10 protein-coding genes are annotated in these 13,456 nt (G+C 35.0%); 2 read left to right on the forward strand and 8 right to left on the reverse strand.

What is annotated here, in order from left to right; translation table 11 throughout:
* Window positions 1–16 precede the first annotated feature (16 nt).
* The 4 genes from QUF78_RS18915 to QUF78_RS18930 form a co-directional block, all read right to left on the reverse strand.
* Window positions 17–1,837, reverse strand: a complete 1,821-nt coding sequence (locus tag QUF78_RS18915; RefSeq protein WP_289325868.1) for a polysaccharide biosynthesis protein — start codon at window positions 1,835–1,837, stop codon at window positions 17–19.
* A gap of 295 nt (window positions 1,838–2,132) precedes the next feature.
* A complete protein-coding gene (locus QUF78_RS18920; RefSeq protein ID WP_289325869.1) occupies window positions 2,133–2,897 on the reverse strand; it encodes a tyrosine-protein phosphatase in 765 nt (254 codons plus the stop codon).
* 138 nt (window positions 2,898–3,035) lie between these two features.
* Window positions 3,036–3,713, reverse strand: a complete 678-nt coding sequence (locus QUF78_RS18925; RefSeq protein ID WP_289325870.1) for a CpsD/CapB family tyrosine-protein kinase — start codon at window positions 3,711–3,713, stop codon at window positions 3,036–3,038.
* 38 nt (window positions 3,714–3,751) lie between these two features.
* On the reverse strand, window positions 3,752–4,432 hold the full coding sequence (locus tag QUF78_RS18930; protein WP_289325871.1) for a YveK family protein: 681 nt from the start codon (window positions 4,430–4,432) through the stop codon (window positions 3,752–3,754).
* 470 nt (window positions 4,433–4,902) lie between these two features.
* On the opposite strand from QUF78_RS18930, the gene QUF78_RS18935 reads away from it, so the two are divergent.
* Window positions 4,903–5,226 carry a helix-turn-helix domain-containing protein gene (locus QUF78_RS18935; RefSeq protein ID WP_289325872.1) on the forward strand — a complete coding sequence of 108 codons (324 nt, stop codon included), beginning with the start codon at window positions 4,903–4,905 and terminating at the stop codon, window positions 5,224–5,226.
* A gap of 754 nt (window positions 5,227–5,980) precedes the next feature.
* On the opposite strand, the gene QUF78_RS18940 is transcribed toward QUF78_RS18935, so the two are convergent.
* Both QUF78_RS18940 and QUF78_RS18945 read right to left on the reverse strand, forming a co-directional pair.
* Window positions 5,981–7,153 carry an acyltransferase family protein gene (locus QUF78_RS18940; protein WP_289325873.1) on the reverse strand — a complete coding sequence of 391 codons (1,173 nt, stop codon included), beginning with the start codon at window positions 7,151–7,153 and terminating at the stop codon, window positions 5,981–5,983.
* Window positions 7,154–7,281: 128 nt separating this feature from the next.
* Window positions 7,282–8,871, reverse strand: a complete 1,590-nt coding sequence (locus QUF78_RS18945; RefSeq protein WP_289325874.1) for a hypothetical protein — start codon at window positions 8,869–8,871, stop codon at window positions 7,282–7,284.
* 1,143 nt (window positions 8,872–10,014) lie between these two features.
* Between QUF78_RS18945 and QUF78_RS18950 the strand changes: the two genes are divergently transcribed.
* A complete protein-coding gene (locus QUF78_RS18950) occupies window positions 10,015–10,206 on the forward strand; it encodes a hypothetical protein (protein ID WP_095678497.1) in 192 nt (63 codons plus the stop codon).
* A 422-nt stretch (window positions 10,207–10,628) separates the two neighbouring features.
* Here QUF78_RS18950 and QUF78_RS18955 read toward each other — a convergent pair whose 3' ends face one another.
* A complete protein-coding gene (locus tag QUF78_RS18955) occupies window positions 10,629–12,557 on the reverse strand; it encodes a PTS fructose transporter subunit IIABC (protein ID WP_289325875.1) in 1,929 nt (642 codons plus the stop codon).
* Between the two features lie 14 nt (window positions 12,558–12,571).
* A complete protein-coding gene (locus QUF78_RS18960) occupies window positions 12,572–13,450 on the reverse strand; it encodes a ketose-bisphosphate aldolase (protein ID WP_289325876.1) in 879 nt (292 codons plus the stop codon).
* Window positions 13,451–13,456: the final 6 nt, after the last annotated feature.

Here is a 13,456-nt window from a genome sequence, read left to right on the forward strand (position 1 = left end):
TTAGTCCTCCTTATTATTATTTAACTGCTGAGAAAGTCTCGCTCTTTCTTCGATTTGCTAAATTTATTACGAATTCTTTAAGTTCTGTTATGGAAAAATCGTCATATGAGTTTAAAAGATACTGTATTTCCTCTTCCTGTTCCAATACCGCTTTACCTATAAAGATTTTAGGGAACACAGCTTCACTATGAACCTCTTTCTCCCCTAGTAGCTCTTCATACATTTTCTCACCAGGACGGATTCCTGAGAATTCAATCCCAATTTCGTCTATTGAATAACCTGATAACTGGATAAGGTTTGTTGCTAATTCAACAATCTTAACAGGTTCACCCATATCAAGAACGAATATTTCTCCGCCTCGAGCCAAAGAACTAGCCTGAATAACTAATCTCGATGCTTCGGGTATAGTCATAAAATACCTTGTCATATTTGGATGGGTGACCGTTACTGGTCCACCGGCTTGAATTTGTTTTTTAAATAAAGGAATGACACTCCCTCTGCTGCCTAAAACATTTCCGAAACGAACCGCAACAAATTTTGTTGAGCTATTTTTTGCTAACTGCTGGATGATCATTTCAGCAATCCGCTTGGTTGATCCCATAACGTTTGTTGGGTTAACGGCTTTATCAGAAGATATCATTACAAACGCACCTACACCAAAAGTATCTGCCGCTTCTGCAACATTCTTTGTGCCAAAAACGTTATTTTTAACAGCTTCACGTGGATTGTATTCCATTAGTGGTACATGTTTGTGTGCAGCCGCATGGTAAACAACATCAGGTCGGTATGTTTCCATCACTTCAAAAATTCTATCCCGGTCTTGAATATCTGCGATGACTGGTAAGATTTCAATTTGATCGGAGTATAGCTTTTTCAGTTCCATGTCAATTTGATAAATGCTATTTTCTCCATGTCCTAGTATTATGAGAGTTCCCGGAGAGAATCTGCATATCTGACGGCATATCTCTGAACCAATAGATCCTCCAGCTCCAGTAACTAGTATGGTCTTACCAGTTACATATTCCGAAATACTATTAATATCTAATTCAACTGGTTCTCTTCCTAATAAATCTTCCACTTCCACTTCTTTAAACTGATTAACAGCTACTTTCCCTAACATAATATCTTCAATCATCGGCATGATCTGTGTTTTTGCATTTGTTTTCACACATTCATCAAAGATGACCTTCAATTCTTTTTTACTTAATGAAGGAATCGCAATGACAATATTATCTATATGGTATTTTTCTACCATTTCAGGGATATGTGTAGAATTACCCACAACGGGTATTCCTAATATGTCTAGCTGATCTTTTTTCGGATCATCATCTATGAATGCAACTGGTTTAAGTTCCGTATCATGATTATTAAGAAGTTGACGTACAACCATGGTTCCAGCAGATCCCGCCCCGATAACCAATGTATTCTTGGTTTCTTTTTGGCTATTTATCAAACGGTCACGCAGCATTCTCCAAGAAAAGCGGGAACCGCCAATTAGGATAACATGCATCATCCACGTCAATGCCATGGCTCTTACATAAACATCTTGAAAAACAATTAATTGGATGGCAATAACTGTGATAACCGATAAGCTTACTGCTTTAACAATGGACAGTAACTCTCCAATACTCGCATATTCCCAGGCCTTCTTATACAGCTTATAAATAGATGCAAAAAAATGATGGCTAATTAATAGAGAGACTGATGTGACCAAGAGTGTTGGTAATTTAAATATTTCCAAATAGGGATACAAGAATAAATAACTTACATAAATGGCCGATAATACTATTAATGAATCTAATAGAGCCAGAAGTGTTAATCGTTTTCGGTAGGCCAACCAGATTTCCCCCTTTAATATTGTTTGATTTACGCTCTATAAAAAAAGTTTTAATGAATTGTATTTTATTTCACATGTAATAATTTTTAATATTAGAATGATTTATGCTGTATATCCCCTTTACAACTTTTTAAAATGTCCTTATAACCTAAGGGCTATTTGTCGTTTAACAAGTCACTTCCAAAATGAAGGTAATTTATCAATCTATAATGTTTATCCCAATATAATGTAGAAATTTATCATGAAGACAAAATTTTTTTATTATAATGTAAGCGTTTCTTGGTTTTCTACCATTCTAAAAGATACCTAAAATTTTCTTTTTGAATGGCACTGGTTTTTCAACAATAGGACTTTGATCCTTTAATAGCTGTTCAGCGTTTTCTTTGAAATGAAATGTTCGTTCTATCCCATGTGCTTTGGTAATTGTTTCATAGGCTTGTTGTAACGTGAAGCCTCTAGATCCTATATTATGTGCATCTGTTGCAATAAAATGAGCCATATTATGTTCGATTATCTTTTTTGAAAATGATTGAATACTTTTACCGAAATTCCCGATGATACTGCCAGAGGTAATTTGAGTTAACGCGCCCTCCTGGACCAATTCAAATAATAGTTTATGATTCGCTATCAATTCCTTATTTCTCTCCGGATGTACGATGATCGGTTTGATTCCTTTAAGCAGAAGCTCATAAATCACTTCTTGTGTAAACGAAGGAACTTTTCCCGATGGGAGCTCTAACAGTAAATACGTACCGTTATCGTCAAGAGTAAGGATTTCTTCCATTTCAAGTGAAGTAAATATGTCCCGGTGTATTCTTACTTCTTGTCCGAGATGAATGGTAAGAGGAATATTGTTTTGGTGTAAACTCTCATTTAACCTCACTGCACGGTCAATGATGTTACTTTTAACATTTACATATTTCTCATTTAAGTGATGTGGCGTGGCAAATAAATGGGTGATTCCTGCTTCTACGGCTTTTCTTGCCATATTCAAGCTTTCCATCATGTCCGAAGATCCATCATCAACCCCCGGGAGAATGTGACAATGTATGTCGATCAAATTTCATACACTTCCTTTATAAAACTAATAGGAAAAAGGGCCCAATCTCTAAAAATAGGAATTAATACCCTGACTAATAGTAGCATATAAAACTGCCATTAAACAGGGTGTTATTTTGTCGAAAATTGTTTTATTTCATTAAGATTGATAGTAATAATAATTGCTGTTATCCGTTTCAACGCCATTCAAAACGACTCCAAGCAAGGATGTATTAGCTTTCACTAAAAGTTCCTTAGCTTTCACTGCACTTTGTTTGTTTGTCTTGCCACTCGCCACTACCATGATCACGCCATCACATTTATTGGATACAATCTGGGAATCCGGCACAACCAGAACGGGCGGTGTGTCAAAAATGATATAATCATACATTCCTTTTAATTCATCAATTGCTGTTTCTATCGCTTTGGAATTTAATAACTCTGAAGGATTAGGTGGTATCGGCCCACTTGTTAAAATGTCTAAATTTGAAACATTTGAATTCAAGATAGTTTTTCTTAAGTCCATTTTCTTTGTCAATACGCTAGTAAGTCCATGTATATTACTAAGGTTAAAAGCATAATGAACCGATGGTTTCCTTAAGTCCGCATCCACAAGTAATACTTTTTTCTCTTCTTGAGCAAGAACAATCGCTAAGTTGGCAGCTGTAGTCGATTTCCCATCATTAGGCTCCGATGAAGTAACCACAATCGTTTTGATTTCTTTATCTACTGAAGAGAATTGTATGTTTGTCCTAATTAATCGATATTGTTCAGTAATAGGCGATTTAGGATTAGTCTGCGCAATTAAATTCACTTGTTTTTCATCTTTACTTCTCAAAAATCCCACTTCCTTTCTTAATGTCACTGAATGATTCTTTATTTATGTTGCGATATTTTTTGAATAGATCCAAGTAATGGCAAATCAAGGAGTCTCTCTATATCATCCTCGTCCTTAATCGTATTGTCCAAATACTCTAGTAGGAATGCCAAGCCTATTCCAGCCATCAATCCCACCACAACTGCAATAGCGATATTCAATAATGGATTAGGTTTTACAGGAGTAGGATTTTCCTTAACTTCTGCCTTAGCAAGTATGCTAACATTGTCGACTTTCATAATATCTTTGATTTCCTTTTGAAAAATTGAAGAAACCGTGTTGGCAATCTCTACTGCCTTGCCAGGATTACTATCTTGAACCGTTAATGAGAAGACTTGCGAATTTTCTTGACTGTTAATCGTAATTTTTTGACTAAGTTGATCTACGCTTTGGTCTAGTTCAAGTTCATCAATGACCTTCTCCAAAATGGCAGGGCTTTTTATGATCACACTGTATGTATTGATCATGTCGATATTAGATTGGATTTGTGTAGAGTCCAATTGGTTTTCTGATTGTTTCTGATTAACTAGAATCTGTGTTGAAGATTGGTAAACGGGTGTTAATAAGAAATAAGAAATTGATCCACTAACCAAAGCGGCAATTACTGTCAGCAGCATGATTAGCTTCCAACGTTTCTTTAATGTTTTAAAAATATCTTTAATACTAATAGTTTCTTCCATTTCATCCTCCTGATATGTTAAAAATGACCTATTGCATTATACCATAATATTACCTATTATTATGTATTTTCAAGGAAATTTACATGAAACTTACAATGTAAGAATACTTTTCAAATGCCAAAGTAATTTTACAAAAAAGAAAACAGCAATACAAAGGAAATAATTTCTATTTTTTAAAATATTGCATTAATCACATATATATAACCCATTTTCCAGAATATTTGCGACTCAAATTTCAATAAACCTAAGTATACACTAAATCCCAATCTTTCTTATACGATTTATTCGATTTACAATATTTCCTTGAAAATAACCTAACTAAATGCCTACCAAAACAGAAAAATCCATTTATACATACAATAATGTCAAGTATTTTAGTGCCTAGTTATCATTAAAAATGAAAGGAAAATGTGTAAACTGAAAGTGATAGTTTAGTATAATTTTCAAATTAATGGTTAGGTGTGGTCAAAATGATAGGTTACCGAGTTAAGTCGCTTAGGAAAGAAATGAAAATGTCAATTAGTGAACTCTCCGCAAAATCTGGCGTTGCCAAATCCTATATAAGCTCACTGGAAAGAAACCTTCAAACAAACCCTACTATTTTAGTTTTGGAAAAAATCGCTCGAATCCTTTGTATTAAAGTCGATGCTCTGTTGAATGAACAAGCAGATAAGGTCATGGATGAAGAGTGGATGGAAATCATGCAGGATGTAATGGGGTCAGGAATATCGAAAGAGGAAATGCGCGAATTCATTCAAGATAGAAGTGTTTCCTTAAGGATTGAGAAACTTTGATACCGCTTTCTTTTAGTGCAAATAGAAACTAAAGGGGGAAACGTGGATATAACCACTTTTCCCCCTTTTACTACTTCTTCAACTTAAAATATTCCTGCATAACCTCGAACCATATGTAATGCCATTGATCATTGGGATGGATGTTAGCATTAGTCAGTATATCAGCCAATCTCATATTCTTTTAACTTAGCTTCTTCTCTATATCTTCTTTGCTATTTATAAAGTCCATTTATTCGTTTTGATGACCTGCTCGGACGCTTGAATATAATCAGAATAATTCAAACCTAAACTATTCTCTTCTATTTTGGTATAAATAAAAAGCCACTGAAAGCCCTCATGAACTTGCCAATCACTTAATTCCAATTCATAAGTAAAACTTGAATATTCCTCAAGATACTCATCTGAGTTTTTCGATGCAGGAATATACCCCTCATCCAGTATAGCTCACAATGAATTAAAATCTTGATTTATAGAGCTTAAAACTAAAAATACCTATTCCTAAAACTATTACCACCATTACTCCCAAAATAATTTTCTTCTTCATTGATGCTCTCCTTCATGATTTTCTTGGTGTAAAAGTTCAAAGTTTTTAATACCATTAGTTCCATATACAGGAAATAAGTATTTAGTTTTTTTGATAAATTAGTAGATTTTAAAAATCGGATGAGCATTCTGTACTAAACTTAAAAAGAGAACTCCCTTGGAGTCCTCATATTGATTTATTCAATTTTGCTTACCGCACAGTTTGTTCCTACTATGCACTACGTTTACCATTGTTTTTTATAACGTTAAACTTTTTAGATATTTCCTTTCCTAATTTAATAGACGGTTTTTCCACAAAATAATAGGACAAAGTAGCTAAAGTTATTGAAATTATAAAACCAATGACAAGTAGTATCCAAGTTTGCACTGTACCACTAAATTGATGCAAGAGAACTAACAATGGGATACAATGATATAAATATAAACTATAAGAAATGTCCCCCAAGAACAGAATCGGTTTTATTAATAATACTTTTTTTATAATGTTACTGGCTAATGCCAATATGATAAACATTGCCGCCCCTATAGTTACTGCTACTGTATTGGGTGGACCCAATAAACGTTCTGGAATAAATGGAATGTTTAATATCCAAGAAGGAAATGTATATAACAAAATTGCTGAAATCGTGATTAATATTTTCATTCCTTTTGATTTAAATTTCAAGAAATTTATTAGTATATCTTTGTGTTTTGCTAATATAGCCCCTATCACAAAAGAGAGTCCATAATACAAACTAAGCAAATAGTCTGTTTCTATATTTACCTCGCCTAAAATAAACGTACCGACAAACCCAAATCCACTTATAAGAAGGCTCCACATAAGCGAAAATTTCCATCCGTATTTTATAACAACAATCATAATCAACGGGAAAATTATTGAAATACGCATTTCGTGTACCAATGACCAATATATTGGGTTATATTCACCATTTTTAAAGTCTCCGATTAAAAGAAGATGTTCGAAAATTAGTTTATAATCAATGGGATCACTCCATTTACCATTTGCCCAAGAACTAAAGCCAGTTAAAGACACATCAGAAAAAAATTTAAATGCTGCCAAGACAAATATTACTGATACAATATATGGAATATATATTCTCGTCATTCTTTTTGTTAAATAAATAGGATAAGGGTTATTTCTTTTATCCAAATAGGGTAGTGATAGTACAAATCCACTTAGAACAAAAAACATTGTTACTGCTTGAGTACCAGAAAAAAATATATGCAAAGGCGTATATTTTAGAATATTAACTAAGGTGTATCCACTACTATCAATAGTTTTCTCGAAAAACTGTGGGAAAATGAGCAAATAGTGATGGAAAACTACCGAAATAGCTGCTAACCCCCTTAAAGAATCTAACTGATTATATCTAATACCGTTCATCTCTTTACCTCGTTCCAATTAATGTTATTTTATTATTGTATCACTAAGTGGAACTCTTAAATAATACTTAAAAGTAAATTTTTCACTTATATTGAAACGAATTCATTAGCTATTTAATTACCGTTTATTTACGCTTCAATTCGCCCGTGTCCTTTCCACGTTCCAGGTGTTCCATCTTCTACGCATATCCACCCTAGATAACCGTTAGCAGACGGAGAAGGATTCGTTGATATTTGACCTCTCTTGAACGTTCCATGAGAAGGTTTATTACTAGAGATAAGTGCTGGTGACTTATCCCTTTCTAGTTCAACCACCCCTCTATACATCCTGATACTCTTAATGTTGTGTGTTCCTATTTTACTAAACCTTATCCTTAAGGCCGTCAGTGAAGTTGCTTTTAGGTATTTAATTAAAGATACCTTAGTGTACACTCCCGCCTTTAAAGGTATGCCAACGTTGGAGTATACACTATCAGCCAATAAATCTATATACACTACAACATCTATAGAGGACTTTACTTCAATTTCGAGTGTCCCATATGCTATATTACTTTCATTTACCAAACAAGAGAAACCTTGTGTATCGACTGTTGTAACTATTTGTAAACTTCCGTCAGACCCTCGAGCGCCAGTTACACTGGAGCTTGTTGCTACCATTTCATCTGGAAAAGCATCTTCTCCCCCAGTCCAAGCAAAGAATCCATAGTTCGGTATAAAATTAGTGAGATTACGTTCTACCTCGTACCCATCGTTCCCTTTCATGACAATTCCTTTTGCATTCCCTACCTTATCCTCTATTAAATACCCGATAGTAAATTTACTAATGTAATTATTAGAAATATTTAAGCCACCTACAGTGTAGAGCCTAACCATTTCCCCAGAAGTGGCATGCGATATATAGTTACCTGTTATGGATATAGCCTTGCAAGTGGTTGAAGTAACAGTACCAATCTCAAATAATGGGATATTAGGGGCGAAATGCTCTACATAATTCCCGTTAAAGTTTATAGCAGTGGACTGGTAAAGTGATATCGGGATAGAACCATCATGGTTATTCCCTGCGAATTCACAACCTATGAAGTTAATAGCACTACAATTTATAATATCAGCTAATTTAGATTTCACTTTAAAACTGCAAGCCAAAAAATTACCCTGATTTGATTGGGACTCCATAACTATGCCTGTAATACAATCTTGGAAACGTACTCTATCTACGGTAAAAGCCCATGAGAAATAAGTTTTCATTCCCACAAGACAGGTTTTAATGTATAGATTCCTGATAGAAAAGTCAGCAATCCCTCTAGAACCGCCGGCTAAATTGATTCCTATACTTGTGGTAACACTTCCCCAAATTCCAAGGTTTGATAAATTCCACCTAACACTTCCATTTAAAACATTTACAATGACATTTGCTGTAGATTTAAAGCCGGAAACCTCTTGACCTTTGCCCTCAATGTTGATGTTCGATTTAATATTAACAGTGGTTATGTTATATATTTTTGTAAGAGTAATTTTACCGCCTTCGGGTATGCTGTCTATAGCTCTTTGTACCATTAGGGTTTCATCAACCTCTCCAGTTAACTTTGGAAACTGTTCAGGTATTATCCCTACACCAAGAGATATTGAGCTAACTTTTTTATTTAAATTTCCAATTTTATCTGAGATGTTCTTCCCATCTCGATCTAAAACCATACTTGCATCTGTTTTCGATAAATTCAAGTTCTCACCCTCCTTTTTGATCGTGTATCCAAAAAAGGAAGCTAGTATCCAAAGTAATAAGTTCACTAAAAAGTTCCTTCGTTCCAAATTGATCACCTCTCATTAACTATACTTCAAGACTGCCTTCTAGATAAAGCTAAGAAACTACTTATCTATAAATCGCAACAACTTCAATTCCAGCAAGTATCTCATTTTGTTACATAACAATGTAAAACTTGTTGGGTTGACTTCAAGAAAGTTTGCATCTAGTAATTGTGGTACACAAATACATAGATATTTGTCCCAATGTATAAGAATCCCTAGCAAATGTGTACGTGAGATGCCCTTCTGAAGCAATCCACTTCGAGGGGACTCCATAATCCATTTTCCGACAAACTGTATGGTAACTCCAGCAATTTTATCATCCTTATCCTTCAAGGTAGCCACCACAGTCGCCTCGGAATCAGTGCTAGATCACCTATTGTTCGCTAACGGTTTTACTCCGGACCCCGCTTTTGTTTCAATCGCTGTTCCATTTGTACGCAAATCACCAATCAAAAAAATTCTTCATCTTGTATAGCTTTTGTGGTCGATTGGAATTCGTTTGTACTTTCAACAGTGCTGCCGTCCACAATACTATGTTGTAATGATTCCATTGTTAAATTCCAACTCAGTCTGAGCACTTTGAAGAGCAGCTGTTGCCCTCTTAACTGCCACATTCAGAAAATCACATTTCACTTTACATCATCGTTTAAAATTCTTGACTTCTTCTGGAAACTGGAATCCGTATAATTCGGACATCCATATCTAGATTCATCTTCTCATAAATAAGGGCCCCTATGTTAGGATGCTGATAGGATAACCAGCGCATCGCAGATACACAAAGTCAACCGTTATGGATTTCTTTTATTGGATGGATAAAATTGATCATTAATAGTTTATTTTAGAGCGCCCTAAGGCTCTTTTATTTTGCTTTGGTTGAGACAAACTCTGCGAGCATGAAAAACAATACTGTACTATCCTAATACTAGACACGATTTTCCATCAAATTTTTAACCCAATGTAAAGTATGTTATGGTTTTATTTGTTTTAAGTAATGTTATTGTATTCCTTGTTTCCTTCTCGCTTTTTCGTTGTATGATAGAAAAAAAAGGAGTTTTGGGAATGATTATTCTGCAGTATATTGGAAAAGTTTTTTCATTCATGCATAAGGATATACCAGAAACTCATATTAAATGCCATGTTTGTGCAGGTACAGGTGCCTACGATATTTATACTGATTGTCTTACCTGTAATGCAAAGGGATTAATCAGTAAAGTTGAGTATAATAGGAGGCTTGAAGAGGGTGAAATTTAAAGAATTTCGGGAGGTCGATATATGTAATCAAAGAAGCAGTATTGGCTATGCTTCTTTTTTTTGTCCATAAAAAGTGCCGTTTGCCCCTCACCTTAAAAGGGTATTTTCATTTTCAGGGGGATACATATGACAGCAATTACTCATATTGGATTGGCTATACCTGATTTGGATGCGGATTAAGTGGTATGAGAAGGTGATGGGATTCAGGTTATTGGTGTAATCCTGCGAGTAAGCAAGTATTCGTACACTTGTTAACAGTGCCTAAAATAAAAAAGCCTTTCAAAAATGAACTATGCCCCATTTTTCGGACAGTATAAAAAAGACAGAATCCCTTGGGAATTCCCAAGGGATCTACCTTTAGTTTTGTGCAAAGACTTTTCCTAAGCTTTGTACAGTACCAATGTCATTTTCACTCGTATAAATTATACTGCTTTAATTTCAATTGCTACTGTTTTATTTCCTGACTTCTCACTAGTATTATCTTGTGTTCTGTAAACAGGTTTTTTTAATACTCCAATTATACAAGCTGTAATAATTGAACCAATTAAAATACATACAATGTATAACAATGGACTGCTTGCAGCAATAGGAATTACAAAGATTCCACCATGAGGAGCTTGTAAAGAAATTCCTAATGCCATACAAATCCCTCCCCCAATTGCTGAACCAACAATATTTGCTGGAATTATTCTTAATGGATCACTTGCAGCAAACGGAATTGCTGCCTCAGTAATAAAAGATGCACCCATAATATAAGCAGCTTTTCCTGCGTTACGTTCTTCAAATGAGAATTTATTTTTAAATAGAGTTGTTGCTAATGCAATCCCTAATGGAGGAACCATTCCTCCAACCATTAGTGCAGCAGATGGTTCGTAAATATGATTTGCAAACATCGCTAAGCCAAATGCTGATGCTGTTTTATTGATAGGGCCGCCCATATCAGATGCCATCATTCCTGCCAAAAGCGCTCCTAATAAAATTGCATTCGAACCAGTTAAACCATTTAACCAACCTTGTAACGACTCATTAATCCACGCCATCGGACTATTAACTACAAAGTGCATAATAAAGGCTGTTACAAACGTAGCTAATAATGGAAGTATAAGTACCGGTGAAAGACTTTGTAATGAATCTGGAATGCCTTTTAATAATTTTTTCAATCCTAAGATTGTATAACCAGCAATAAAACCTGCTATCATACCACCTAAAAATCCTGAACCACCAAGGGTTGCCATCATACCACCAATCATACCTGGTGCTAAACCTGGACGATCCCCAATACTATACGCAATATATCCTGCTAGTACTGGAACCATTAGTGCGAAGGCTGCGCTACCACCTGCTGTACCTAGAAAAGCAGCGAATGCATTATATTCTGAACTATTCGGGTCAGAAGCATGAATGCCAAACATAAAGGAGATTGCGATTAATATACCTCCAGCAACAACAAATGGAATCATAAAAGATACCCCATTCATTATATGGCTGTATATTTTAGGTTGTTTTAATCGTGTTTTTTCTTTTGCTTCCTTTAACTTGTTGTTCCCCTGATTTAAAACCTTACCTTTTCCAGAAATAGCATCTTCAATTAAATCCTTAGCATGATGTATCCCATTCTTAACAGACGTTTTAATAACCTTACGATCACCGAAGACATCCATGTCCACTTTAACATCTGCAGCAACAATTATGCCATCTGCTTCATCAATATCTTCTTGAGTTAATCTGTTCTGTATTCCCGTCGATCCATTGGTTTGAACTTTTATTTGAACGCCAAGCTCCTCAGCAGCATTTTTTAATGCTTCTGCAGCCATAAATGTATGTGCTATTCCAGTAGGGCATCCAGTAACTCCGACCAATTTCTTACCAAAATACTTCTTATCATTCGTATCTACTTGTACCATTTTTTCTTCAGCATTTGCAAATAGCTGGACAACTTCATGACTATCTTTGGCAAGAATAAGCTTAGCTCTAAAGGTTTCATCCATTAGAAAAGTGGAGATTTTAGATAAAGTCTTTAAGTGCTCAGTTGAAGAATCTTTGCCGGCTGCTATCATGAAAAATAAATTACATTTTTCTGAACTATACTTAATTCCACTTAAAGATCTTCCCATAATAATAGCAGGCGATTTAACTCCAGCAGATTTTGCATGTGGAATAGCAATACCAAACCCTACTTCTGTTGGAACCTGATCTTCACGAGCCCAAATATCCTGTTTAAATTGTTTAAGATCATGTAAATAGCCGTTTTTATTTAATTTTTCTGCAAGCTCATTAATTAAGTCCTCTTTCGTTTCAGCAACTAAATCTAATATTATGTTTTCTGGCCTTATGACACTAGAAGTCATCATATATATCCCTCCTCTTAAATTTCTCCTAATTTATAGAGTGATGCTTTTCCAGTTGAACCAAAGAGATCCATTTTTTTCTTTACTAATTCAATAGCCGCCTTCGTTGCTTCAGGCATTAATATATCTGGTTCGTATGCATTTGGATTTTCATCCAGCGTAGCTCTTAGTTGGTTATAAAACGCTCTTTTCATATCTGTTGATAAATTAATTTTGGCAATACCATGTTTCACAGCTTGTCTTATTTCTTCATATGGGTTGTCTGATCCACCGTGGAGAACCAAAGGAATGTTTACTTTTTCATGAATCTTCATTAATCGATCAATTTTAATAGAGTGATCTTTCGTTTTTGGGTATAAGCCATGTGAAGTTCCAACAGCAACAGCAAGCGTATCAATTCCTGTTGTTTCAACAAAAATGGCTGCTTCATCAGGATTCGTATATAAAATCTCATCTGCTCCGCCTTCTGAACTACCCTCATTACTTCCAATAGTACCTAGTTCACCCTCTACAGACACACCTACCATATGAGCAAGTTCTACTGCTTTTTTTGTTAATGCCATATTTTCTTCAAATGGTAAATGTGACGCATCCATCATCACAGACGTATAGCCATTTCTAATAGATCGAGTAATATCTTCGATTGTTGCCCCGTGGTCTAAATGAATAACAAAAGGAACTTTAGACTTTGACGCAGCCTCTCGTACATATGCCACAAATTCATCAGTCACTAAATTAATTTCATTCGGGTGAATTTGAAGTATCGCAGGAGATCTTTGCTCCTCTGCAGCACTTACTACAACTTTGACAAATTCGCTATTTGCTACATTAAATGACCCAACTGCAAATTTATTCTCATAAGCTACTAAAAGTAAATCTTTCATATTCATTAACATTTCTAT

Source organism: Peribacillus sp. ACCC06369, assembly GCF_030348945.1.
Lineage (GTDB): Bacteria > Bacillota > Bacilli > Bacillales > DSM-1321 > Peribacillus.